This is a genomic window from Streptomyces rishiriensis (assembly GCF_003112535.1).
GTDB lineage: Bacteria > Actinomycetota > Actinomycetes > Streptomycetales > Streptomycetaceae > Streptomyces > Streptomyces rishiriensis.
In genome coordinates this window covers 88,489-113,124 of the sequence record NZ_BEWA01000019.1, presented here as the reverse complement: position 1 = coordinate 113,124, position 24,636 = coordinate 88,489, and the positions used below count along the sequence as shown (strand labels likewise).

Sequence of the window (24,636 nt, the reverse complement as noted above, 5' to 3'; positions counted from 1 at the left end):
CACGGCGGCGCGCACGGGGGGTCGTGCAGCTCGCCACGGGGGGTCGTATCGCTCCGCACGGGGGAAGTGGCAGAAGAGGAGCCCCTCGTAAGGGACCGGGGGCCAACGTGACCGGGGGAGACGCGGGACCAGAGAGAAACGGGATCAGAGGGACCAGCGGGATCAGAGGGACCAGCGGGATCAGAGGGACCAGCGGGATCAGAGGGACCAGCGGGATCAGGGGGACCGAGGGGGAGGAGCGACGCACTGCCATGGGTGAGGTCTTCGCCGCACGGTACGAACTGGCCGACCCGATCGGCCGGGGAGGGGTGGGCGCGGTCTGGCGCGCCTGGGACCACCGCCGGCGCCGCTACGTGGCCGCCAAGGTGCTTCAGCAGAGCGACGCGCACGCGCTGCTGCGCTTCGTGCGCGAGCAGGCGCTGCGGATCGACCATCCCCATGTGCTCGCTCCCGCCAGCTGGGCCGCCGACGACGACAAGGTCCTGTTCACGATGGACCTGGTCGCGGGGGGCTCGCTGGTCCACCTCGTGAACGACTACGGGCCGCTGCCGCCGGTGTTCGTGTGCACCCTGCTCGATCAGTTGCTGGCCGGGCTGACGGCGGTCCACGCGGAAGGCGTCGTGCACCGTGACATCAAACCGGCCAACATCCTGCTGGAGGCCACCGGTACGGGCCGGCCGCGGCTGCGGCTCTCCGACTTCGGCATCGCGATGCGGTTGGGCGAGCCCCGCCTGACGGACACCAATCTCGTGGTGGGGACGCCCGGTTACCTCGCGCCGGAGCAGATGCTGGGCGCCGATCCGGACTTCCCCGCCGACCTGTTCGCCGTCGGCCTGGTGGCGCTGTATCTGCTGGAGGGCGCCAAGCCCGACGCCAAGGCGCTCGTGCAGTACTTCGCGGAACACGGGACGCCGAGCGCTCCCAAGACCGTTCCGGAGCCGCTCTGGCAGGTCGTGGCCACGCTGCTGCAACCGGACCCGCAGGCACGTTTCCGCTCGGCCACGGGGGCGCGCAAGGCGCTCGCCGCCGCCGTCGAGCTGCTGCCCGAGCCGGGCCCGGACGACGAGATGATCGAGATCTTCGACCAACTGGGGCCTCTCCCGCCGGGGTTCGGTCCGGAAGGCCCCTCGGCCTCCTCGCGGGACGCCGCCTCCCCGCCCACTCGACCCGGTGCAGCTGTCGGCGCCGCTCCTGGCACGGCCCGTCCGGACGCCGGATCTCTGCCCTCGCGGTCGGAAACGATCGCCCCCGGGTCAGCCCCTGCGGGCAGCGGATCCCTTCCCTCCGGTACTGCGTGGCCCGGTGCCGGCGCTCCGTCCGGCACCGGTGCCGGCACCGGGTTCGGTGCCGGGTTCGGTGCCAGGGCCGGGGCCGCTCCCATGAACGGGAGCGGTGGTGTCGACAGCACGGGTTCCGGTTCGGCGTGGCCCGGCACCGATTCCGTGCCGATCGACCCACGGCGGGCGGGGCATCCCTCCATGTCGGACACCGGAAGCTTCCATCTGCCGCCACCGCAGCCGACGGGGACCTCCTCCCCCACGCCGACGCCCTCGCACCCGCCCACACACACGCCCCCGCCCACGCCGATGCTGTCCCCCGCGCCCCGTCCGCCCGCGTACGCGCCGCCGTCCGCGCCCCTGCCGGCCCCGCCGCACCACGCCCCTCCCGGCTCCCCCGCCCCCTCCTACGCGCCGGAGCCGACGTTCGCACCGCCCTCCCGCGGCGGCCACCACCCGGATTCCTCCACCGCCTCGTACACCGCGCAGGACCCGGGAAACCTCCAGCCCTACCAGCCTTCCCAGGTACCTCAAGAAGCCCCGCAAGCCCCGCAGGTCTCCCAGGTCTCGCAGCACGGACGTCGACGAGGACACCGGGCCGTGCGCCGTGGGCGTCCCGGCCCGCCCGCGAAGGTCGCGGTGCCGATGCTGCTCCTCGCGCTGGCCTGCTACGCCGTGGGGTTCTGGGCGTTGGCGCGCATCTGAGCCGCGGCCCTGCGCCGAGCGGTCAGCGTCCAGGCTCCGAGCACCGCCAGCAGCACGCTTCCGGCGCCGAGGCCGCCCACGGCGACCGCCTTCATCGCGGGGTCGCCGTCCGACGCTCCACCGCCTCCGGCGGCGTCACCGCTCGTCAGTCCCGGCCCGGCCGAGAGCTCGGGATCGCGCGGGCCGACGTCGAAGAACCCGCGTGGCGCCGATCGTCCCGCGTAGTCCGGGGCGGCCTGTGTGCTCCCGTCGACCCGAACGCGCAGGGTCAGCCCGTAGGGGCCCGCTCCGAAGCGTTCGCCGACCTGTGCGGCGAGGTGCACCACGAGGTAGTAGGAGCCGGCGAACCGCAGGGCCTTCGTCGTGCTCGCGGAGGCGTACCGGTTGACGTACCTGACCGGCGGTACGGGCGTCAGCGCCGCCGACTTCTGACGGCCGCCGTAACCGACGCTCGCGTCCTTGACCTCGGCTCGCACCGGGTTGTAGAGCGTCATGTCCAGGGCGTCGACCACGTACCCGGAGTCCTTGTCCGCGCTGCCCAGGCCGACGGAGGCGGACACCTGACGACCCCAGTCGAGGGGGACCTTGTAGAAGAGGGTCTGCCCGGGGGCGATCTCGTCGCGCCAGACACCCTGTTCGACGGCCGTCGCCTTGGCGAAGCCGGCCCCGCCCCGGACGGCCGCCGGTGCGCCGGTGGGCGGTGTGGGGGTGGCGGAGTCCCACTCCTCGGGCACTCTCGTGGCCACCGCCCGCTTGAGCGCCGGCTCGGAGACGGGCGCGATCTCCAGCTCCCACGGCTCCTCACCGACACCGGTACCGGCACCAGTACCAGTTCCGGCACCGGTTCCGGCGCTCGTTCCGGCTTCGGTTCCGGCGCTCGTTCCGGCTTCGGTTCCGGCGCTCGTTCCGGCTCTGGTTCTGGTGCGTTCGACGATGACGTAGTACGTCCCGGCCCCCTGGCACGTCCCTCTGCCCGGGAGTAGCTCGCGGGCTCCCCACGCCGTGATCGGCTGCGGGCTCTTGGACGCCCCGATGATCGCCGTGTCGCGGGAGCAGGGGGTGCTGTCGGCGTCCTGCACGGAAACGGTGATCCCGTCGCCGACGGCGAGCTTCGATCCCGCGCGTGGGATGGCCGTCACGGCGACGTAGACGTTCGAGACGTCGTCGAGTTCGAGCCGGAAGTAGGCCCTCGCGACCTCTCCCCCCGTCTTTCCCTCTTGCCCTTGCCCTTGCCCTTGTCCTTGTCCTTGTTGCTGCCCCTGGCTCCCGTCCGGGGCCTGGCCCTCGCTTCCGGTCGGGGAGGGGAGGGAGAGGGAGCTCCGGTAGGTGGCGCCGGGCGTCAGCGCTGCGGCCCGGGTGGTGCCCGTGGCCGGCTGGACGGTGCGGACGTCGTCGGAGAAGGCGTAGGACGTGACGTCCGGCGCTGCCACGGCGTCCGGTCCGGGCAGCGTCGCCGACGACGCGCAGAGCGCCGCGCCCACGGCCGTGATCCGTACGACGGCGCGCCACCCGCCGACGCCACGCCCGCCACGCCGCCCCGCACGCCGGCCCATCGACCCCGCCCCCTCGCCTTCGACCGAACGTGGGCCATCCTGCCCCGCCCGCGCCCGCGGCACCCGTGCATTGCGTACGGCCGTCCGAAAAGCCCGCGTTAACTCGGCTCGGGCGCTCGCGCAACACAGAACACAAAACCCCGACCGCTACGGCGGCCGGGGTCTGCTCAGTCTTCGGTATCGATACTCACGAACCCGTAGGCACGGAGTCAGTCGCCTCCGTCCACAGATCCTGCTCGGCGCGATCCGCCTGGATCTGGCGGTACACGAGGAGCCCGCCGATAGCGGCCAGTGCGACCAGGAGAAGCTTCTTCACCGCGCGACCTCGTCTTTCCTTGACGTTGGGGACCTCTGGCGCCCGACTATACACACCGACCGATACCGATCGGTGACCTGCGTCCCGCCCCCAACTCCCGCCTTCGGCAGCGCAGTAGGGGCGGACGGCGCCGCTCCGATCGGAGGGTGATCACACCTCCACAGAGGGTGATTTTCGCCCGACACCGCCATGAAAGTTACTTCTCCTCCCGTTTTCCACGCCTTTGCGGCCATACGGGTGGTGTTCATCGGAACAACGCCACGCCACGAGCGTCGGTCCACCACTTCGCGGCGTCCATACACATCATGAGGAAAGTACGCAAATCGCCCAACCCGAAAGTGAGGGGCCATGACCGAGAACCGGGTCATGAAGCTGTGGACCGCCATCGTCACCGCCGTTCTGGCGCTGTGCACGGCGCTCGGACTGATCACGACGACCGCCGCCTCGGCGACGGCGCAGACCGAGCCGGCGCGCACCGAACCGGCGCACACCGGTGAGAGCGCGACCACCGCGCACACGCCGGACTGGCCGACGGCCTCGTCGCCCTGGCTCTGGTCCCAGGCCCGCTCCCTTCCGCCCACGATGAAGCAGCGCATCCGGGCCGAGGCCCACGGGAAGTCCCCCAGCTGCCGCCACCGCGGCCTCCCCGACACGGACCAGGCCGCGCAGAGCGCGTCCTCCTGTGAGCCGGCCGAACTCGCCGAGCCGGCCGTCCCCCTCCAGCGCTGAGCCCCCTGCGCCTTCCCGACCCCGACGTAGACGTAACGGCGAACTTGCGTACAGCCCGCATGGACAGGCCCGGCAGCTCCCCCCAGGAGCCCCCGGGCCTTCGCCACGTCCCCCCACGCTGCCCACTCACACAAAACCCCCCGGACCGATGATGGTCCAGGGGTCTTCTCGCATGTGGGGCTACACGCCGGCCGCTGAAGCACGCCGGAACCCGACCGTGTTCGCGGCCGTTGGTGTCAGCCGCTGGTGTCAGCCGCTGGTGTACAGACATGGCTGACAAAAGACCCCCGGTCCACTGGACCGGGGGTCTTCTCGCATGTGGGGCTAACAGGATTTGAACCTGTGGCCTCATCCTTATCAGGGATGCGCTCTAACCAACTGAGCTATAGCCCCGCCGCGCTCTGCGGTGTGTGTCCCGCGCGCTGACTCCTGAAGATTAGCGCACGACCTGGGCAGTCCCAAAATCGATAGTCGCGGGGCTCTCGGCGGGGGTGCGCAGCCGTTGGGACGCTCAGGTCACTCGTCCTCGGCCAGCGTCAACTCGACGCCTCCGACGAAGCCCGCGGAGAGGTTGTAGATGAACGCGCCGAGGGTCGCCAGGGCCGTCGCGAGGACGACGTCGATGACCGCGATGATCGCCGTGAACATCAGGACGTGGGGGAGCGACAGGAACGACTGGAGGTCGAAGCCGTTCGACTCGTTGGAGCCGGTCGCCTCCGAGATCGTGCCGCCGACCGTCGAGAAGACGCCCATCGCGTCCATGACCATCCACAGCACGGCGGCCGCGACGATCGTGCAGATGCCCAGGGCGATGGAGAGCAGGAAGCTGACCTTCATCACCGACCACGGGTCGGCCTTGGCCACGCGCAGCCGCGCCTTGCGGACGCGGGGCGCGGTGCGGGCGCCGGTCCGGGGCCTGCGTACCGCGCCGGCCGTGGCCGGGGCCGCCTGCGGCGGGTAGGCCTGCGGCGGGTGGTAGGGCCCGGTGGGCTGCTGCGGCTGCCGCTCACCGGGGAGCGGCGACGCCTCGGGCTGCTTGGCCTGTGAGCCTCGGGTGTCCGTCACGGTTCCCCCCTGGGATCCCTTCGAGCCTTGTGTGTCGGTCGAGGGCGAGGGGGAGGAGGGCGAGCCGGCCACGGGCGCCTTGATGGCCTTCAGCTGGGTCGTGTGGGTGTCCGCCGCACGACCCTCGGCGCCCCCCGTGCCCCGCGCGTCGGTCGTACGCGCGTCCCCCTCGGGCGAGGCGGAGCCACGGCCGCCGCCGCTCTTGTCCGTACCGGCAGACGTACCGGCGCCCGTGGCTCCGCTCACGATGACTCACTCCTCGTGCTACTCGGGCGAGGGCGCCTCACCCTCGTCCGTGCCGGCGGTCGTGGCTCCGTCGGCGGTCTCGTCGACGGCGATGTCGCCGTCGACCTCCTCCGCCTCGCGCCCCGCCTCGGCGTTACGTGCGATACCGACGACGGCATCGCGCTTGCCCAGGTTGATCAGTTGGACGCCCATGGTGTCACGGCCCGTCTCCCTGATCTCGTTGACTCGCGTACGAATCACACCGCCGCCCAGCGTGATGGCGAGGATCTCGTCGGTCTCCTCGACCACCAGCGCGCCGACGAGAGAACCACGGTCCTCGACGATCTTGGCGGCCTTGATGCCGAGGCCGCCGCGACCCTGGACGCGGTACTCGTCGACGGCGGTGCGCTTCGCGTACCCGCCGTCTGTGGCAGTGAACACGAACGTACCGGGTCGAACAACATTCATCGAGAGCAGCTGGTCTCCCTCGCGGAAGCTCATGCCCTTGACGCCCGAGGTCGCGCGGCCCATGGGCCGCAGGCTTTCGTCCGTGGCCGTGAACCTGATCGACTGTGCCTTCTTGCTGATCAGAAGCAGATCGTCGTCGGCCGACACGAGTTCGGCTCCGATCAGTTCGTCGTCGGAACCGTCCTCCGTCTCACGGAGGTTGATCGCGATGACGCCACCGGAACGCGGCGAATCGTAATCCTTCAGAGGCGTCTTCTTGACCAGTCCGCCCTTGGTGGCCAGGACCAGGTACGGCGCCACCTCGTAGGTGCGGATCGCCAGGATCTCGGCGATCGCCTCGTCCGGCTGGAAGGCCAGCAGGTTCGCGACGTGCTGGCCGCGCGCGTCCCGCCCGGCGTCGGGCAGCTCGTACGCCTTGGCCCGGTAGACGCGTCCCTTGTTGGTGAAGAAGAGCAGCCAGTGGTGCGTGGTGGAGACGAAGAAGTGGTCGACGATGTCGTCTTCCTTCAGCTTCGCGCCGCGCACGCCCTTGCCGCCGCGCTTCTGGGCGCGGTAGTCGTCCGTCTTCGTGCGCTTGACGTAGCCCCCGCGCGTGACGGTGACGACGATGTCCTCCTCGGCGATGAGGTCCTCGATGGACATGTCACCGTCGTAGGGCACCAGCATCGTCTTGCGGTCGTCGCCGTACTTCTCGACGATCGCGGCCAGTTCCTCGCTCACGATGCCGCGCTGGCGCACCGGGGACGCGAGGATCGCGTTGTACTCGGTGATCTTCGCCTGGAGCTCGTCGTGCTCCTGGATGATCTTCTGGCGCTCCAGGGCGGCCAGTCGGCGCAGCTGCATCTCGAGGATGGCGTTGGCCTGGATCTCGTCGATCTCCAGGAGCTGCATCAGGCCCGTGCGCGCGATGTCGACGGTGTCGCTGCGCCGGATCAGCGCGATGACCTCGTCGATGGCGTCCAGGGCCTTCAGCAGGCCGCGCAGGATGTGCGCCCGCTCCTCGGCCTTGCGCAGCCGGAAGCGCGTACGGCGGACGATGACCTCGATCTGGTGCGTCACCCAGTGGCGGATGAACGCGTCGAGGGACAGGGTGCGCGGAACGCCGTCGACGAGCGCCAGCATGTTGGCGCCGAAGTTCGTCTGCAGGTCCGTGTGCTTGTACAGGTTGTTCAGGACGACCTTGGCGACCGCGTCCCTCTTGAGGACGATGACCAGACGCTGGCCCGTGCGCGAGGAGGTCTCGTCGCGGACGTCCGCGATGCCGCCGACCTTGCCATCCTTCACCAGGTCGGCGATCTTCTGGGCGAGGTTGTCCGGGTTGACCTGGTAGGGCAGCTCGGTGACCACCAGGCACTGGCGGTTCTGGATCTCCTCGACCGCGACGACGGCCCGCATGGTGATCGAGCCGCGGCCCGTGCGGTACGCCTCCTCGATGCCCTTGCGGCCCACGACGAGCGCGCCGGTCGGGAAGTCGGGGCCCTTGATGCGCTCCATCAGCGCGTCCAGGAGCTCCTCGTGGGAGGCCTCCGGGTTCTCCAGGTACCACTGGGCGCCGGACGCGACCTCGCGCAGGTTGTGCGAGGGGATGTTGGTCGCCATGCCGACCGCGATGCCGGCCGAGCCGTTGATCAGCAGGTTCGGGAAACGGGCCGGCAGGACGGTCGGCTCCTTGGAGCGGCCGTCGTAGTTGTCCGTGAAGTCGACGGTCTCCTCGTCGATGTCGCGAACCATCTCCATCGACAGCGGCGCCATCTTGCACTCGGTGTACCGCATGGCCGCCGCCGGGTCGTTGCCCGGCGAGCCGAAGTTGCCGTTGGAGTCCACCAGCGGCATGCGCATCGACCACGGCTGGGCGAGCCGCACCAGAGCGTCGTAGATCGAACTGTCGCCGTGCGGGTGGTAGTTGCCCATGACGTCGCCGACGACGCGGGCGCACTTGTAGAAGCCGCGCTCGGGCCGGTAGCCGCCGTCGTACATCGCGTACAGCACCCGGCGGTGGACGGGCTTGAGGCCGTCGCGGACGTCCGGCAGCGCGCGGGAGACGATGACGGACATCGCGTAGTCGAGGTACGAGCGCTGCATCTCCGTCTCGAGCCCGACGGGCTCGATGCGCATGGCGATGTCGCCGCCCTCTTCAGGGGTGACGGGAGTGTTCTCGTCGGTCATTGCTGGTGAGGATCCTTCCTGGTGCGGTCAGCTGAGACCGACTCAGATGTCGAGGAAGCGGACGTCCTTGGCGTTGCGCTGGATGAAGGCGCGGCGCGCCTCGACGTCCTCGCCCATGAGGACGGAGAACAGGTCGTCGGCCTGGGCGGCGTCGTCCAGGGTGACCTGGCCGAGGACGCGGTGCTCCTGGTCCATCGTGGTGATGCGCAGCTCCTCGGCGTTCATCTCGCCGAGGCCCTTGAAGCGCTGGATCGAGTCCTCGCGCACCCGCTTGCCGCGCTGGCGGCCCATCTCGATCAGCGCGTCGCGCTCGCGGTCGGAGTAGGCGTACTCGATGTCGTCCCGGCCCCACTTGATCTTGTAGAGCGGCGGACGGGAGAGGTACACGTGTCCGGCCTCGACCAGCGGCCGCATGAAGCGGAAGAGGAAGGTCAGCAGCAGGGTGCTGATGTGCTGGCCGTCGACGTCGGCATCCGCCATCAGGATGATCTTGTGATAGCGCAGCTTCTCGATGTCGAAGTCCTCGTGCACGCCCGTGCCGAAGGCGGAGATCAGCGCCTGGATCTCCTGGTTCTGCAGGATCTTGTCGATCCGCGCCTTCTCGACGTTGAGGATCTTGCCCCGGATCGGGAGGATCGCCTGGTACTGCGGGTTGCGGCCGGACTTGGCCGAGCCGCCGGCGGAGTCGCCCTCGACGATGAAGATCTCGCACTTGGTGGGGTCGTTCGACTGGCAGTCGGAGAGCTTGCCCGGCAGCGACGCCGACTCCAGCAGCCCCTTGCGGCGCGTCAGGTCGCGGGCCTTGCGGGCCGCCACGCGCGCGGTGGCCGCCTGGATGCCCTTGCGGACGATGTCCGCGGCCTCGACCGGGTTGCGGTCCAGCCAGTCGTTGAGGTGCTCGTAGACGGCCTTCTGGACGAAGGTCTTGGCCTCCGTGTTGCCCAGCTTGGTCTTGGTCTGGCCCTCGAACTGCGGCTCGCTCAGCTTGACCGAGATGATCGCCGTCAGACCCTCGCGGATGTCGTCGCCCGTGAGGTTGTCGTCCTTCTCGCGCAGCAGCTTCTTGTCGCGCGCGTACTTGTTGACCAGGTTGGTCAGCGCCGCGCGGAAGCCCTCCTCGTGCGTGCCGCCCTCATGCGTGTGGATGATGTTGGCGAAGGAGTACACGCCCTCGCTGTAACCGCTGTTCCACTGCATGGCGACCTCGAGGGACAGGCTCTTGTCCTTGTCCTCCGCCTCCAGGTCGATGACCGTCGGGTGCACCGCTTCGCCCTTGCGGGAGTTGAGGTACTTCACGAAGTCGACGATGCCGCCCTCGTAGTGGTACGTGACGGTCTTGACCTCGTCCTTCTCGTCCGCACCCGCCTCGTCCGCCCCGGCGGTGGCCTTCGCCGACTCGCGCTCGTCGGTGAGCCTGATCGTCAGGCCCTTGTTGAGGAACGCCATCTCCTGGAAGCGCCGCGACAGCGTCTCGAAGGAGTACTCGGTCGTCTCGAAGATGTCGGCGTCGGCCCAGAAGGTGACCGACGTGCCGGTGTCCTCGATGGCCTCGTGCTTGGCCAGCGGCGCCGTGGGGACGCCCATCTTGTAGTCCTGCGTCCAGCGGTGGCCTTCGGTCCTGACCTCGACGGCGACCTTGCTCGACAGCGCGTTGACGACGGAGACGCCGACGCCGTGCAGACCGCCGGAGACGGCGTAGCCGCCGCCGCCGAACTTGCCGCCCGCGTGCAGCACGGTCAGCACGACCTCGAGGGCCGGCTTGCCCTCGGAGGCGACGATGCCCACCGGGATGCCGCGGCCGTTGTCGGTGACCCGTACTCCGCCGTCGGCCAGGATCGTCACGTCGATGGTGTCCGCGTGCCCGGCCAGCGCCTCGTCGACCGAGTTGTCGACGACCTCGTACACGAGGTGGTGCAGACCGCGCTCACCGGTCGAACCGATGTACATACCGGGTCGCTTGCGGACGGCGTCCAGGCCCTCGAGGACGGTAATGGCGCTGGCGTCGTACGAGGCGGTGACCTCGTGGCCCGACGAGGCAGGTGCCTCGCTCTTCGCGCCGGCGTCGGTGGACGGGATGTTCTCGTTGGGGTTGCCGGAATCGGCCACGAAGCGCCCTTTCTGGCACAGCACCAGCCAGGCTCGTCGGCGGGTTGCCGGAGCGGCTGCGGCATGTTGCGTTGGTAAGCCTTGATCAGCGTTGCTCAGCTTTTCCCGGGCGGTCCCCACGTTCGGGGCGGGATTGGCTCCAGTCTACCGGTAGCACTGACACTGATGGGGGTTTGCCGGTACCTGAGTCCGCATGTGCCGCCCTCAACCGGTCTCTTCCGGGTCCCGATATGTGGAAGGGGGCTCCAAGAGGCTCACGGAGGCACTCAGCGCTTCCAGGTGTCAACCCTTGGCTACTTGGGAGTCAGGTCCCGATTCGCACTCGCACGCGGGCGCGCGAAAAGAAGGCCGGGCCGTCCCGACGGGACGGCCCGGCCGCGCGAGGACGTGATGCACGTCACCCGTAGGTATCGCCGGGACCGGTGCTTCCAGGGGCCCTCAGGGGGCCGTAGCGACGCTGGGGACCACTGGGGCCGAGGACCTTGATCACCCGGACCGTCCCATGGCCCAGGTCCTCGTTGAGCCGCGCCACGAGCGTCGGGGCGAGCAGCCGCAGGTTCGTCGCCCACGCCGTGGAGTCGCAGCGCACGATCAGCGCCCGCTCCTCCTCGTCGTACCTCTCCGGCACGCAGTGATTGGCCACGTCCTCGCCGACGATCTGCGGCCACCGGCCCATCACACCGCCGACCGCGGCCGGCGCCTCCCAGCCCCGCTCGGTGAGCAGCCGGTTGATCGCGGCGCCCAGCGCCAGGGGGTCGCGGCCGTCCGCGCCCGCGCCGGAGCGCAGGCCGCCCCCGCGCCGGGCCTGCTTCTTCTGCTGCGCCGCGTCCCCACGCGCGCGTGCCTGCTCCCGCGCCGCCCTGAGCGCCACGCGCGCGAGATCGACGCCGGACGGCTCCGGCACCCGCTTCTCAGCGGGTTCGTCGCCGCTCATACGCGTTCCACCGCCCCCTCGGACACGGCGTACCGCACGCCCGCGAGCACGCCCGGCACGTCGTCCTCGACCGCTGCCGTCACCAGTACCTGCTCGCCGGGCGCCACCAGCTCCGCCAGCCGCTCGCGCCGGCGGGCGTCCAGCTCGGCGAAGACGTCGTCCAGGACGAGGACCGGCTCGTTGCCCTCCGCCCGCAGCAGGTCGTAGGAGGCCAGCCGCAGCGCCAGCGCGTACGACCAGGACTCCCCGTGCGAGGCGTACCCCTTGGCGGGCAGCTGACCCAGCTTGAGCGTCAGATCGTCCCGATGCGGCCCCACCAGGGTCACGCCCCGCTCGATCTCCTGCTTGCGCGCCTCCGCGAGCGCCGCCGTCAGCTGCCCGTAGAGGTCCTCACGCGTGTGGGCCTCGCCCGGCGCGGACGGCTTGTACTCCAGGGCCACGGGACCGCCTCCGGGCGCGAGCTGCTCGTACGCCTTGTCGGCGAGCGGCTGGATCGCGGCCACCAGGTCGAGCCGCTGGGCGAGCAACTCCGCTCCCACGCGCGCGAGATGCTGGTCCCACACGTCCAGCGTGGACAGATCCATGGAACGGCCGCCGTGCCGCCGGGCCAGCGCCGCCGACTTGAGCAGCGTGTTGCGCTGCTTGAGCACCCGTTCGTAGTCCGAGCGCACCCCCGCCATCCGCGGGGAGCGCGCGGTGATCAGCTCGTCGAGGAACCGGCGCCGCTCACCCGGATCTCCCTTGACCAGCGCGAGGTCCTCGGGCGCGAACAGCACCGTCCGCACGATGCCCAGCACGTCACGCGGTTTGACCTGCGAAGACCGGTTGATACGAGCCCGGTTGGCGCGGCCCGGGTTCAGCTCCAGCTCGATCAGCTGCTGCCGCTCGCCCTGTCGGACCTGCGCCCGCACGATCGCGCGGTCGGCGCCCAGCCGTACCAGGGGCGCGTCCGAGGCGACCCGGTGGCTGCCGAGGGTGGCGAGATAGCCCACGGCCTCGACGAGGTTGGTCTTGCCCTGCCCGTTGGGGCCCACGAATGCGGTGACGCCCGGGTCGAGCGGGACTTCGACCCGGGCGTACGAGCGGAAGTCGGCCAGCGACAGATGCGTGACGTGCATGGTCGTTCGCCGACCTCCCCCAGGGGTTGTGGATCGCGGGGGCGACCCTGTGGATTACTTCTTCTCGACCGCGTGGCCGCCGAACTGGTTGCGCAGCGCCGCGATCATCTTCATCTGCGGCGAGTCGTCCTGGCGGGAGGCGAACCGCGCGAACAGCGAGGCCGTGATCGCGGGCAGCGGCACGGCGTTGTCGATGGCGGCCTCGACCGTCCACCGGCCCTCGCCGGAGTCCTGGGCGAAGCCGCGCAGCCTGTCCAGGTGCTCGTCCTCGTCGAGTGCGTTGACGGCCAGGTCCAGCAGCCAGGAACGGATGACCGTGCCCTCCTGCCAGGAGCGGAAGACCTCGCGCACGTCCGTGACCGAGTCGACCTTCTCCAGCAGCTCCCAGCCCTCGGCGTAGGCCTGCATCATGGCGTACTCGATGCCGTTGTGGACCATCTTGGCGAAGTGACCGGCGCCGACCCTGCCGGCGTGGACAGCGCCGAAGTCGCCCTCGGGCTTGAGCGCGTCGAAGACCGGCTGCACCTTGGCGACGTTCTCGGCGTCGCCGCCGTACATCAACGCGTAGCCGTTCTCCAGGCCCCAGACGCCGCCGGAGACACCGCAGTCGACGAAGCCGATGCCCTTGGCGGCCAGCTCCTCGGCGTGCTTCTCGTCGTCCGTCCAGCGGGAGTTGCCGCCGTCGACGACGACGTCGCCCGGCTCCAGCAGGTCGGCGAGCGCGTCGACGGTCGACTGGGTGGCGGCGCCGGCCGGGACCATCACCCAGACCACGCGCGGGCCCTTGAGCTTGCCCACCAGATCTTCGAGGCTGTGGACGTCGGCGAGGTCCGGGTTGCGGTCGTATCCGACGACGGTGTGGCCGGCGCGGCGGATCCGCTCGCGCATGTTGCCGCCCATCTTGCCGAGGCCGACGAGACCGAGCTCCATCAGTTGTTCCTTAGGTCGCTGTGTGGCGTGTGGGGCACCTCGTGCCCACGTCCGAGCCTAGACCCGGACCGTCACGCACACCTGTGGGCATACGCGCTCAGACGTACTGCCCACCCCGCCGCTCACCTGCGGCTTCGTCCACAGACCGGGGACCGTTCGGCCACAGCCTGTGGACGACCTCCGACGCCGGGGTACCACGCCGGCGCCGGGGCCGGGTCAGCCGCTGAGCCGCACCGGCATGATCAGGTACTTGTAGGCGTCGTCCGCCTCCGCGTCCAGAGCCGGCTTGCCGCTGAGCAGCGCGGGCTTGGTGGACGTCGTGAAGGACAGCTGGGCGACCGGGGAGTCGATGGCGCTCAGGCCGTCCAGCAGGAAGGTCGGGTTGAAGGCGATCGAGATGTCGTCGCCCTCCAGCTGCGCGTCGACCCTCTCCACAGCCTGTGCGTCGTCACTGGAGCCGGCCTCCAGGATGAGCACCCCCTGCTCGAAGCTGAGCCGCACCGGGGTGTTGCGCTCGGCGACCAGGGCCACGCGCTTGACGGCCTCCACGAAGGGGGCGGTCTCGATCACGGCGACGGAGTTGAACTCGGTCGGGAACAGCGTGCGGTACTTCGGGAGGTCGCCCTCCAGGAGACGGGTCGTCGTACGCCGGCCCGCGCCTTCGAAGCCGATCAGGCCCTCGCCCGAGCCGCCGCCGGAGAGCGCCAGGGTGACGCTGTCGCCGCTCGTGAGCGCCTTGGCGGTGTCCAGGAGCGTCTTGGCGGGCACCAGGGCTACCGCGGAGGCCTCCGGGTTCTCCGGCTTCCACAGGAACTCGCGGACCGCGAAGCGGTAGCGGTCGGTGGAGGCCAGCGTGACGGTGTCGCCCTCGATCTCGATGCGCACACCGGTGAGCACGGGCAGCGTGTCGTCACGGCCGGCGGCGATGGCCACCTGGGCGGCAGCGGAGGCGAAGACGTCCCCGGGGACCGTGCCCGTCGCGTTCGGCATCTGCGGCAGTGAGGGGTACTCCTCCACGGGCAGGGTGTGGAGGGTGAAGCGCGAGGAGCCGCAGACCACCGTGGCCCGTACACCGTCTGTGGAGATCTCCACCGGGCGGTTGGGCAGGGCGCGGCAGATGTCCGCGAGCAGGCGGCCCGAGACGAGGACGGTGCCCTCCTCCTCGACCTCGGTCTCCACGGAGACGCGCGCGGAGACCTCGTAGTCGAAGCTCGACAGGCTCAGCTGGCCGTCCTCGGCCTTCAGCAGCAGGCCGGCGAGGACAGGCGCCGGCGGACGGGCCGGGAGGCTGCGCGCCGCCCAGGCCACGGCCTCCGCGAGTACGTCGCGTTCCACCCGGATCTTCACTCTTGCCGCCTCCTGCTGTTGCCGGCGCTTCTCGCCCTGCCTGGCCTTCGTCGTCTGTCTCGGTGTGGTCGGCCCCGGTGAGGGGAAGGACCATCGGGGACCAGTCTGACGCACCGCACTGACAGTCGGTGCCCCTCGAGGTCAAGTCGTGACGAGGGGCAGCCGGACGCCGAACAGCGAGTTGTGCACAGGACCCACTTCGAAACGGATTCCTCGCTCTCTCTAGTTGTCAGTAGTAGTAGGGCCTGTGGATACCGTGGATAACCCCGTTTTCCCAGCTCAGAGGCGATATTTTATCCACCGACCCTGTGGGCGGAGCCGGTGGAAAACCGGGCCCTTCTGTGGAGAACGGAAAGTTCTGCACACTCCGTGCACAGGCAGGGGCGACTTGTCCCCAGCGTCGTCCCCAGGTTTCGTCGTCTTTCCCACAGGCCACCTCGGCAACTTCGTGTGACGCCTTTCACTCGACGCGGTGAGGAGGCGCGTCACGTTGCCGAACAGTGGACAGACATGTGGAGAAGCCCGGGATCGCTGGGGACAACGGGCTCCAGCCTGTGGGTTGCCGGTGGACAACTCCGTGCACAGCCTGTGGATCATTTCTTCGTCCACAGGCTGTGGAAAACCTTTGTCCACCAATCCACAGCCTGTTGACCTGGTGAGATCGTCCCGCACCGCGGATGCCTGTGGACACAGTCTGGACAACTTCGCAGTCCCCAGGGTGTGGACGGGAAAAAGTCACCGAATCTGTGGAGGGCGGCCGTAACCCGGGCCGTTAATCGAACACCGGGTGATCGGCGAGCGACCCCTGTACGACCGCCGCGCGGCCTGCATCCGGCCTGCATCCGGCCTGCATCGGGCCCGGACGGGCCTCGAGGAACCCTCGCGACGGGCCCCGCCAGCCCTCACGACGGCCTCCGTCGGCCACCGCCGGGCTCCCGCCGGCCCCTCGCGGCGTCCCGTGGGCCATGCCGCGAGGAGGGCCGTGATGGGGGCCGGGGTGGGGGCCGTAACGGCGGCCGGGCATCGGTGTCGCGGAAGCGGTGGTCACGGAAACGGCGGAGGGCGTCCCCGGAACCCCTCCGGGGACGCCCTCCGCCGACGTCGGGACGTGCTGCGGCGCGGTCTGACGGCGCGGTTCGACGTCGCGGTTCGACGTCGCGGTCTGCGGCGCGCCGTCAGCCGTTCTTGATGCGGTTGGTCAGCTCGGTCACCTGGTTGTAGATGGAGCGTCGCTCGGCCATCAGATTGCGGATCTTGCGGTCCGCGTGCATGACCGTCGTGTGGTCACGGCCGCCGAACAGCGCGCCGATCTTCGGCAGCGACAGGTCCGTCAGCTCCCGGCACAGGTACATGGCGATCTGCCGGGCCGTGACGAGCTGGCGGCCTCGCGAACTGCCGCACAGGTCCTCGATGGTGAGGCCGAAGTAGTCGGCGGTCGCGCTCATGATGGCCGTCGAGGTGATCTCCGGCGTGGAGTCGTCGCCGCCGGGGATCAGGTCCTTCAGGACGATCTCCGTCAGGCCCAGGTCCACGGGCTGCCGGTTGAGCGACGCGAACGCCGTCACCCGGATCAGGGCGCCCTCGAGCTCCCGGATGTTGCGCGAGATCCGCGAGGCGATGAACTCCAGCACCTCCGGCGGGGCGTTGAGCTGCTCCTGCACCGCCTTCTTGCGCAGGATCGCGATACGCGTCTCCAGCTCCGGCGGCTGGACGTCGGTGATCAGGCCCCACTCGAAACGGTTCCGCAACCGGTCCTCGAGTGTGACCAGCTGCTTCGGCGGCCGGTCGCTGGAGAGCACGATCTGCTTGTTGGCGTTGTGGAGGGTGTTGAACGTGTGGAAGAACTCCTCCTGCGTCGACTCCTTGTCCGCGAGGAACTGGATGTCGTCGACGAGCAGGATGTCCATCTCGCGGTAGCGCTTGCGGAAGCTGTCGCCCTTGCCGTCGCGGATGGAGTTGATGAACTCGTTGGTGAACTCCTCCGAGCTCACGTAGCGCACCCGCGTGCCCGGGTAGAGGCTTCGCGCGTAGTGCCCGATGGCGTGCAGCAGGTGCGTCTTGCCGAGGCCCGACTCCCCGTAGATGAACAGGGGGTTGTAGGCCTTCGCGGGCGCTTCGGCGACGGCCACGGCGGCCGCGTGCGCGAACCGGTTGGAGGCGCCGATGACGAACGTGTCGAACAGGTACTTCGGGTTCAGGCGCGCGGTCGGCTCACCCGGGCCGGGCGTCGGCGAGGACTGGGCGGCCGACGGTCCGGGCGCGCCCATCCCGGACTGGCCCGGACCGCCGCGGTGCGGATGACCGGGCCCGGACGACGCGTCGGACCGCTCGCGGCGGCCGTTGTCGCGCTGGTCGTAGTCGGAGCGGGGCTTGTCGTAGTCCGGGCGCTTCTGCTCGTACGGCGACGGGTCGTAGGGCGGCCGGTCCGTCGACTGCGGGCGGTAGTCCTGCGACGGCGAGGCGTACGGGTCCTGGGCGGCGGGACCGCCGTAGGAGTCCTGTGAGGACGGCGACGCGTAGGGGTCGCGCTCCGGGAAGCCGAGCCGCTGCTGCTGCCAGCTGTACTCGTCCTGCTGGGGGCGCGGCCAGGCGCCGGGCTCGGGGCGCTGGTACTCCGAGGGGTAGGCGGGGCGGGCGGTGGGCAGCTGGTCCGCGCGGGAGCCGGGGAGCTGGTCGCCCGGCGTCGGGGGCAGCTGGTCGGCGCGGTGCCGGCCGTAGCCCTCGTACTGGTTTTCGTACGGGGCGTCGTACCGGCCGTCCTGCCCCTCGTAGGGGCCCGCGGGGAGCTCGGCCTCCTCGTAGCGCGGCTGCTGGCGGCCGGGGTTCGGCATCGACGTGGGGGCCGGGGGCGAGGGCTCGCCCGCGGAGTCGTCGACGGTGATCGCGATGCGGATCGGACGACCGCACTCGCGGCTCAGCGTCTCGCTGACGACCGGCGCGAGGCGCCCTTCGAGGACGTTCTTCGCGAATTCGTTGGGGACGGCGAGCAGGGCGGTGTCCGCCACCAGCGCGAGCGGCTGGCAGCGCCGGATCCAGTGCTCGTCCTTCACCTCGACGCCCTGGCCACGGCCCTCACCGAGGAGCTGTTCCAGTACTCGTGGCCACACTGCGGCAAGATCGGCAGGCACGTCAGCCACAGGGCACGCTCTCTCGTGGGTCCCACGTTCGTGTGGTGGTGGGACGGTCGGGATTCATATCGGGCGGGGGCAGGGACAAAGGAACGAATCGGAGTTCAGCCACGGTAGTCAGGGCGGCGGGTACGGTTCAAGTTGTTGTCCCCAGCCTGTGGACAGTGTCTCCCCGTGACCGCCGGTTTGACCGGATGGCGCAGCCGCGCGTACCGTAACCAGGTCGAGTTGTCGATGGCTGCTGCCGCCTGCCTCCGATGGGCACAGATCGCGTCAGGTGATCGGGAAGCGGTGCACTCGGGCGTTGACCGCGAGCTACCTCGTGGGCGCACGGTGACAGCCAGGACGGCACCCCGCCACCACCGATTGATTTCTGGAGCCCCCGAGTGAGCAAGCGCACCTTCCAGCCGAACAACCGTCGTCGCGCCAAGACCCACGGCTTCCGCCTGCGGATGCGTACCCGCGCCGGCCGCGCGATTCTCGCGAACCGCCGCAGCAAGGGTCGCGCCAACCTGTCCGCCTGAGCCTGATCAGGTCATGACGTCGTGCTGCCTACCGAGCATCGGCTGAGGCGGCGCGAGGACTTCGCGACCGCGGTACGACGGGGCCGTCGGGCCGGACGCCCGACTCTCGTCGTCCACCTTCGAAGCGGTGCCACGGACCCGCACGCGCCTGGGGAGAGCGCTCCCCCGACGCGTGCGGGTTTCGTCGTCAGCAAGGCTGTGGGCGGCGCGGTCGTGCGCAACAAGGTGAAGCGCAGACTGCGTCATCTGATGCGCGATCGAGTCACCCTGTTCCCCCCCGGTAGCCTGGTAGTCGTACGGGCGCTGCCCGGGGCGGGCGACGCCGACCACGCACAGCTGGCCCAAGACCTGGACGCCGCCCTTCAACGGCTACTGGGAGGGGGCGCGCGATGAAGTACCCGCTGCTGGCTCTCATCAAGCTCTATCAGTGGACGATCAGTCCGCTGCTCGGGCCGGTGTGCAAGTACTACCCGTCGTGCTCCCATTACGGCTTCACGGCCATCGACCGGCACGGCGCGGTCAAGGGAACGGCACTCACCGCCTGGCGCATCCTGCGGTGCAATCCGTGGTCGCTGGGGGGCGTGGACCACGTCCCGCCGCGCAAGCGCCCGCGGTGGCACGAAATGCTGCGTGACGCCTGGCGTGCACGCAAGGGCGGGACCTCCGCCGCCGAAACGGCCACCGACGAGGACCTCTCTTCGAGCCCGGCCGCAGAGACACCGTCCCATGCCCAAGGAGCATGATTAGTGGACACGATTGCCAGCCTCTTCAGCTTCATCACGACACCTGTCTCCTGGGTCATCGTCCAGTTCCACAAGGTGTACGGGTCGATCTTCGGCCCCGACACCGGGTGGGCCTGGGGCCTGTCGATCGTGTCCCTGGTGATCCTGATCCGTATCTGCCTGATCCCGCTCTTCGTGAAGCAGATCAAGTCGACCCGGGCCATGCAGACGCTGCAGCCCGAGATGAAGAAGATCCAGGAGCGCTACAAGAACGACAAACAGCGTCAGTCCGAAGAGATGATGAAGCTGTACAAGGAGACGGGTACCAACCCGCTCTCCTCGTGCCTTCCCATCCTGGCGCAGTCCCCGTTCTTCTTCGCCCTGTATCACGTGCTCAACGGCATCGCGACGGGCGACAAGATCGGCGTCATCAACGAGCAGCTGCTGGAGAGCGCGCGCAAGGCGCACATCTTCGGCGCTCCGCTGGCGGCGAAGTTCACCGACGGCTCGGCGAAGGTGGAGGCGCTCGGCGCCTCGCTGACGGACGTCCGCGTGGTCACCGCCATCATGATCGTCATGATGTCGGCCTCGCAGTTCTTCACGCAGCGCCAGCTGATGACGAAGAACGTCGACACGTCCGTCAAGACGCCGTTCATGCAGCAGCAGAAGATGCTGATGTACGTCTTCCCGGTCATGTTCGCGGTCTTCGGCATCAACTTCCCGGTGGGTGTCCTCGTCTACTGGCTGACCACCAACGTGTGGACCATGGGCCAGCAGATGTACGTGATCCGCAACAACCCGACGCCGGGTTCCAAGGCTCAGGCCGCCTACCTGGAGCGTCTGCACAAGCACGTCACGCACCACGGCGGGACGCGTCGGCGCAGCGAGAAGGCCATCGTCAAGGCCATCGTGGCCAAGGGCCGTGACCGCAACGAGGCCGAGCGCAAGTTCATCAACGCGCTGACGAAGGCCGGCTTCGTGGCCCAGGCCGACGGCGTCGTGGCCAAGGGCGAGGCCCAGGCCGTCGCCCAGGCCGAGGACGGCACGCCGACGAGCGCGGCCGCCGCGAAGCGCCAGCAGCCCAAGCGACAGTCGAAGTCCCAGCGCCAGTCGGCGACGCCGAAGGCGGCCGGCGAGACCACCTCGCTGATCAAGTCCGAGGAGCCCGAGGACGACAAGCCCTCCGGAGTCGGCGACACCCCCAGGACCCAGTCTGCCGCCAAGCCCGGTTCCGCGGGCCGCAGCAAGGCCCAGTCCGGGCAGCGCAAGGGCGGCCCGCAGCGCCCCAAGTCCCCGTCCAAGAAGTAGCCGTCCAAGAAGTAGAAGGAGCCCATCCCGTGACGGAAGGCACCACCTCCGCCGCCGCCGAGGGTGCAGACACCCTGACCCGCCTCGAGCAGGAGGGCGAGATCGCGGCGGACTACCTCGAGGGTCTGCTGGACATCGCCGACCTCGACGGCGACATCGACATGGACGTCGAGGCCGACCGCGCCGCTGTGTCGATCATCAGCGACGCGGGTACCCGTGACCTGCAGAAGCTGGTTGGCCGGGACGGTGAGGTGCTGGAGGCGTTGCAGGAGCTCACGCGCCTCGCCGTGCACCGGGAGACCGGCGACCGCAGCCGGCTGATGCTGGACATCGCGGGCTACCGCGCCGGCAAGCGCTCCGAGCTCTCCGAGCTGGGTGCGAAGGCCGCGGCGGACGCGAAGAACAGCGGGGAGCCGGTGCGGCTGAAGCCGATGACGCCCTTCGAGCGCAAGGTCGTCCACGACGCGGTCAAGGCGGCCGGCCTGCGCAGCGAGTCCGAGGGCGAGGAGCCGCAGCGCTTCGTCGTCGTGCTGCCCAACTGATTCGTCGGACACGCGTCCCCGGCCCCGTCTGTTGCGCAGACGGGGCCGGTCTTTGTCAGCCTGGTAGTTCTGGTGGTCGGCGCTCAAAGCGGCGCTGATGCGGTACGGAAGGACGGTCCCCGTGACGGAGGCAGCGGAGCTCCCCCCCGCGCCCGAAGTGGCACGCGAGGTGTTCGGCGATCGCTACGGCGATGCGGTCCGCTACGCCGAGCTTTTGGCCGAGGCAGGCGTGCAGCGTGGTCTCATCGGCCCGCGCGAGGTGCCCCGCCTGTGGGAGAGGCACATCCTGAACTGCGCGGTGCTCTCCGAGGTCGTGCCCGAGGGTGTGACCGTCTGCGACGTCGGCTCGGGCGCCGGTCTGCCCGGCATCCCCCTGGCGCTCGTGCGGGAGGACCTCAAGATCACCCTGCTGGAGCCGTTGCTGCGACGCACCAACTTCCTCACCGAGGTCGTCGAGCTCCTCGGCCTGGACCATGTGACCGTCGCGCGGGGTCGCGCGGAAGAGGTCATGGGCACGATTCCACCGGTCCACGTGGTGACCGCCCGTGCCGTGGCGCCCCTGGACCGCCTGGCGACGTGGGGCATCCCGCTGCTGCGGCCCTACGGCGAGATGCTCGCCCTCAAGGGCGACACCGCCGAGGAGGAGCTGAAGAGCGCCGCCTCGGCACTGAGTAAGCTCGGCGCGGTGAGCACCTCGATCCTCCACGTCGGGGAGGGCGTCGTCGATCCCCTCTCCCGGGTGGTGCGCGTAGAGGTCGGGGAGAGCCCCGGCGGTGTGCGCTTCGCAGCCAAGCGCGCCAAGGCGGCGCGGACCGGGCGGACCCGGCGACGCCGCTGATCCGGGCGGGTGTCCGGCCCGGCGACGCGCCGTGAGCTGGGCGCCCGGCCGCTGCGCTGCGGCCGGTCGGCTCCCGGACGGATCGGCGTGGGGTACAGCCCCGCCCGCGGGGCCTGTGGCAGCGCCGACGGTGTCACAGAGGACGGGCGGTCGGGCATATCCCGTCCAAGAAGCCAAACGTACGCATACCGGGGTGTCGCGCAGACGGTGACCTGGCCGCCGTGCATCGTGTTTCACGTGAAACGTCGCTCCCTGCTCCACGGCATCATCAGCCGCGGCCGCGCCGCTGCCGAACCGCGCGACCGCAAGCCTCTCGGTTCACTCGATGAGGGACGGGAGTTGTCCACAGAGGTGGATTTCTCCACAGAACGACAGGCCTCACTGGTTCACCACCCCGAAGACATGGGAGGCTCTGTTCATTGCGAGCCTGAAGTCGAGGAGAGTGAATCCTTGCGGTCCGACGCCAACATCGCGGGACCGATGACCGATCCGGTCCCCGGTCCCCGTACCGAGTCGTCTTTTGGGGAGGATGTTTCACGTGAAACACCGCCCCCGATGGACGACACTCCGATCGGTCGTGCTGCCCAACTCGCGGTGGAGGCTCTCGGCCGCGCCGGCGAGGGCCTGCCACGGCCCGAGCGCACCCGTGTGATCGTGGTCGCCAACCAGAAGGGCGGGGTAGGCAAGACGACGACGACGGTCAACCTCGCCGCGTCCCTGGCCCTGCACGGCGGCCGTGTCCTGGTGGTCGACCTCGATCCTCAGGGCAACGCGTCCACCGCCCTGGGGATCGACCACCACGCCGAGGTGCCATCCATCTACGACGTGTTGGTCGACAGCCGCCCTCTGGCCGAAGTCGTCCAGCCCGTGCCCGATGTGGAAGGTCTCTTCTGCGCTCCCGCCACCATCGATCTCGCAGGTGCGGAGATCGAGCTGGTGTCCCTGGTGGCACGAGAGAGCCGCTTGCAGAGAGCGATCCAGGCGTACGAACAGCCGCTGGACTACATCCTCATCGACTGCCCGCCGTCGCTCGGCCTGCTGACGGTCAACGCTCTGGTGGCCGGCGCCGAGGTCCTCATCCCGATCCAGTGCGAGTACTACGCGCTGGAAGGGCTGGGGCAGTTGCTGCGCAACGTCGACCTGGTGCGGGGGCACCTCAACCCCGACCTGCATGTGTCGACCATCCTGCTCACGATGTACGACGGCCGGACGCGGCTCGCGTCGCAGGTCGCGGAGGAGGTGCGCACCCACTTCGGCGAAGAGGTGCTGCGGACGAGCATTCCCCGCTCGGTCCGTATCTCCGAGGCGCCGAGCTATGGGCAGACGGTGCTGACCTACGATCCGGGATCGAGCGGTGCCCTCTCCTACCTTGAGGCTGCACGAGAACTCGCGCTGAAGGGTGTCGGCGTCAGCTATGACGCGACGCACGCCCATATCGGCGCCCAGAACAACCCGAACATGGTGGAGGGGATCCAGTGAGTGAGCGACGGAGGGGGTTGGGCCGAGGCCTGGGGGCGCTGATCCCTGCTGCCCCGACGGAGAAGACGCCGGCTCAGGCCGCGGTGGGAGGCGGGGGCTCCACGTCACCCGCCGCCGTCCCGGTCCTGACGGCGGAGAGAGGGGTGGCTGCGGCGAAGGTCGCCACGCTGTCGCCTGTTTCACGTGAAACAGAGGAACTGCCGACGAGCGACCTCCTGGAGATGCCGGCACCGCCCATCGGCGCCCACTTCGCGGAGATCCCCCTCGACCAGATCACGCCGAACCCGCGCCAGCCGCGTGAGGTCTTCGACGACGACGCCCTGCACGAGCTGATCACCTCCATCAAGGAGGTCGGTCTTCTGCAGCCGGTCGTGGTGCGCCAGGTCGACACCGCACGCTACGAGCTCATCATGGGTGAGCGGCGATGGCGCGCCTGTCGCAAGGCCGGGCTGGAGGCGATCCCGGCGATCGTGCGAGCCACGGACGACGAGAAGCTCCTCCTGGACGCGCTCCTGGAGAACCTTCACCGGGCCCAGCTCAATCCGCTGGAAGAGGCAGCCGCCTATGACCAGCTGCTGAAGGACTTCAACTGCACGCACGACCAGCTGGCGGACCGCATCGGTCGATCCCGTCCGCAGGTCTCCAACACGCTGCGTCTGCTGAAGCTCTCGCCGGCGGTCCAGCGCCGGGTCGCTGCCGGTGTGCTCTCTGCCGGCCATGCACGGGCGCTGCTCTCGGTCGACGACTCGGAGGAGCAGGATCGCCTGGCCCACCGCATCGTGGCCGAGGGACTCTCGGTGCGGGCCGTCGAGGAGATCGTGACCCTCATGGGATCGCGTCCGCAGGCGGCTCAGCGGGCCAAGGGGCCGCGTGCGGGCGGCCGCGTCTCCCCGGCGTTGACCGACCTCGCCACGCGGCTTTCAGACCGTTTCGAAACGCGGGTGAAGGTCGACCTCGGGCAGAAGAAGGGCAAGATCACCGTCGAGTTCGCCTCGATGGAGGACCTTGAGCGCATCCTCGGCACCCTTGCTCCCGGCGAGGGCCCTGTCCTCCCGAAGGGGCTGGCGGACGGCGACACCGAGGAAGAGGAAGGCTGAGCCCAAGGCTCGGCAGCGACCATGTCGTCCGTGAGCCGTGCAGAGCGGGTCGTTGTCCG

General features: G+C 69.6%; 20 protein-coding genes and 1 tRNA gene. 10 read left to right on the top strand and 11 right to left on the bottom strand.

Going from position 1 to position 24,636, the window contains the following annotated elements:
- Window positions 1-251: 251 nt before the first annotated feature.
- Window positions 252-1,982, top strand: coding sequence for a serine/threonine-protein kinase (locus Sri02f_RS30705; protein WP_109004593.1), 1,731 nt, complete (start codon window positions 252-254; stop codon window positions 1,980-1,982).
- Here Sri02f_RS30705 and Sri02f_RS30700 read toward each other — a convergent pair.
- Entirely contained in the window at window positions 1,946-3,535 is a 1,590-nt protein-coding gene (locus Sri02f_RS30700) for a hypothetical protein (RefSeq protein ID WP_245970879.1), read from the bottom strand. The two genes, Sri02f_RS30705 and Sri02f_RS30700, sit on opposite strands and share 37 nt — an antisense overlap.
- A 187-nt stretch (window positions 3,536-3,722) precedes the next feature.
- Entirely contained in the window at window positions 3,723-3,851 is a 129-nt protein-coding gene (locus tag Sri02f_RS30695) for a DLW-39 family protein (RefSeq protein ID WP_003999697.1), read from the bottom strand.
- A 348-nt stretch (window positions 3,852-4,199) separates the two neighbouring features.
- Between Sri02f_RS30695 and Sri02f_RS30690 the strand changes: the two genes are divergently transcribed.
- Complete coding sequence (locus Sri02f_RS30690; protein ID WP_109004592.1) at window positions 4,200-4,580, top strand: DUF6344 domain-containing protein; 381 nt, start codon at window positions 4,200-4,202, stop codon at window positions 4,578-4,580.
- A 319-nt stretch (window positions 4,581-4,899) separates the two neighbouring features.
- On the opposite strand, the gene Sri02f_RS30685 is transcribed toward Sri02f_RS30690, so the two are convergent.
- The 9 genes from Sri02f_RS30685 to dnaA form a co-directional block, all read right to left on the bottom strand.
- Window positions 4,900-4,973 (bottom strand) — tRNA-Ile (locus Sri02f_RS30685).
- Window positions 4,974-5,096: 123 nt separating this feature from the next.
- The gene (locus Sri02f_RS30680; RefSeq protein WP_109004591.1) at window positions 5,097-5,891 is read right to left on the bottom strand and encodes a DUF3566 domain-containing protein; all 795 of its coding nucleotides are present in this window, start codon (window positions 5,889-5,891) and stop codon (window positions 5,097-5,099) included.
- 18 nt (window positions 5,892-5,909) lie between these two features.
- Complete coding sequence (gyrA, locus tag Sri02f_RS30675) at window positions 5,910-8,504, bottom strand: DNA gyrase subunit A (protein ID WP_109004590.1); 2,595 nt, start codon at window positions 8,502-8,504, stop codon at window positions 5,910-5,912.
- 42 nt (window positions 8,505-8,546) lie between these two features.
- The gene (gene gyrB / locus Sri02f_RS30670; protein ID WP_109004589.1) at window positions 8,547-10,634 is read right to left on the bottom strand and encodes a DNA topoisomerase (ATP-hydrolyzing) subunit B; all 2,088 of its coding nucleotides are present in this window, start codon (window positions 10,632-10,634) and stop codon (window positions 8,547-8,549) included.
- A 373-nt stretch (window positions 10,635-11,007) separates the two neighbouring features.
- Window positions 11,008-11,544 (bottom strand): DciA family protein, encoded by a 537-nt coding sequence (locus Sri02f_RS30665; protein ID WP_109004588.1) that lies wholly within the window; start codon window positions 11,542-11,544, stop codon window positions 11,008-11,010.
- A complete protein-coding gene (gene recF / locus Sri02f_RS30660; RefSeq protein WP_109004587.1) occupies window positions 11,541-12,662 on the bottom strand; it encodes a DNA replication/repair protein RecF in 1,122 nt (373 codons plus the stop codon). Before recF ends, Sri02f_RS30665 begins: the two co-directional genes overlap by 4 nt.
- 54 nt (window positions 12,663-12,716) lie before the next feature.
- The gene (gnd, locus tag Sri02f_RS30655; RefSeq protein WP_109004586.1) at window positions 12,717-13,592 is read right to left on the bottom strand and encodes a phosphogluconate dehydrogenase (NAD(+)-dependent, decarboxylating); all 876 of its coding nucleotides are present in this window, start codon (window positions 13,590-13,592) and stop codon (window positions 12,717-12,719) included.
- A gap of 216 nt (window positions 13,593-13,808) precedes the next feature.
- A complete protein-coding gene (dnaN, locus tag Sri02f_RS30650; protein WP_109004585.1) occupies window positions 13,809-14,939 on the bottom strand; it encodes a DNA polymerase III subunit beta in 1,131 nt (376 codons plus the stop codon).
- Window positions 14,940-16,114: 1,175 nt separating this feature from the next.
- Complete coding sequence (gene dnaA, locus Sri02f_RS30640; protein WP_109004583.1) at window positions 16,115-18,076, bottom strand: chromosomal replication initiator protein DnaA; 1,962 nt, start codon at window positions 18,074-18,076, stop codon at window positions 16,115-16,117.
- Window positions 18,077-18,453: 377 nt separating this feature from the next.
- On the opposite strand from dnaA, the gene rpmH reads away from it, so the two are divergent.
- The 8 genes from rpmH (at window position 18,454) to Sri02f_RS30600 (ending at window position 24,577) form a co-directional block, all read left to right on the top strand.
- The gene (rpmH, locus tag Sri02f_RS30635) at window positions 18,454-18,591 is read left to right on the top strand and encodes a 50S ribosomal protein L34 (RefSeq protein WP_018846094.1); all 138 of its coding nucleotides are present in this window, start codon (window positions 18,454-18,456) and stop codon (window positions 18,589-18,591) included.
- Window positions 18,592-18,612: 21 nt separating this feature from the next.
- On the top strand, window positions 18,613-18,984 hold the full coding sequence (gene rnpA, locus Sri02f_RS30630; protein ID WP_078615780.1) for a ribonuclease P protein component: 372 nt from the start codon (window positions 18,613-18,615) through the stop codon (window positions 18,982-18,984).
- On the top strand, window positions 18,981-19,334 hold the full coding sequence (yidD, locus tag Sri02f_RS30625; protein ID WP_109004582.1) for a membrane protein insertion efficiency factor YidD: 354 nt from the start codon (window positions 18,981-18,983) through the stop codon (window positions 19,332-19,334). Before rnpA ends, yidD begins: the two co-directional genes overlap by 4 nt.
- Window positions 19,335-19,337: 3 nt before the next feature.
- Window positions 19,338-20,621 carry a membrane protein insertase YidC gene (gene yidC / locus Sri02f_RS30620; protein WP_109004581.1) on the top strand — a complete coding sequence of 428 codons (1,284 nt, stop codon included), beginning with the start codon at window positions 19,338-19,340 and terminating at the stop codon, window positions 20,619-20,621.
- A 29-nt stretch (window positions 20,622-20,650) separates the two neighbouring features.
- Window positions 20,651-21,163, top strand: coding sequence for a Jag family protein (locus Sri02f_RS30615; RefSeq protein ID WP_109004580.1), 513 nt, complete (start codon window positions 20,651-20,653; stop codon window positions 21,161-21,163).
- Window positions 21,164-21,284: 121 nt separating this feature from the next.
- Entirely contained in the window at window positions 21,285-22,001 is a 717-nt protein-coding gene (gene rsmG / locus Sri02f_RS30610) for a 16S rRNA (guanine(527)-N(7))-methyltransferase RsmG (protein ID WP_109004579.1), read from the top strand.
- Window positions 22,002-22,403: 402 nt separating this feature from the next.
- Window positions 22,404-23,480: a ParA family protein gene (locus Sri02f_RS30605; RefSeq protein WP_109004578.1), complete on the top strand. Its 1,077-nt coding sequence runs from the start codon at window positions 22,404-22,406 to the stop codon at window positions 23,478-23,480.
- The gene (locus tag Sri02f_RS30600) at window positions 23,477-24,577 is read left to right on the top strand and encodes a ParB/RepB/Spo0J family partition protein (protein WP_109004577.1); all 1,101 of its coding nucleotides are present in this window, start codon (window positions 23,477-23,479) and stop codon (window positions 24,575-24,577) included. The genes Sri02f_RS30605 and Sri02f_RS30600 overlap by 4 nt, the downstream gene beginning before the upstream one ends.
- Window positions 24,578-24,636 lie beyond the last annotated feature (59 nt).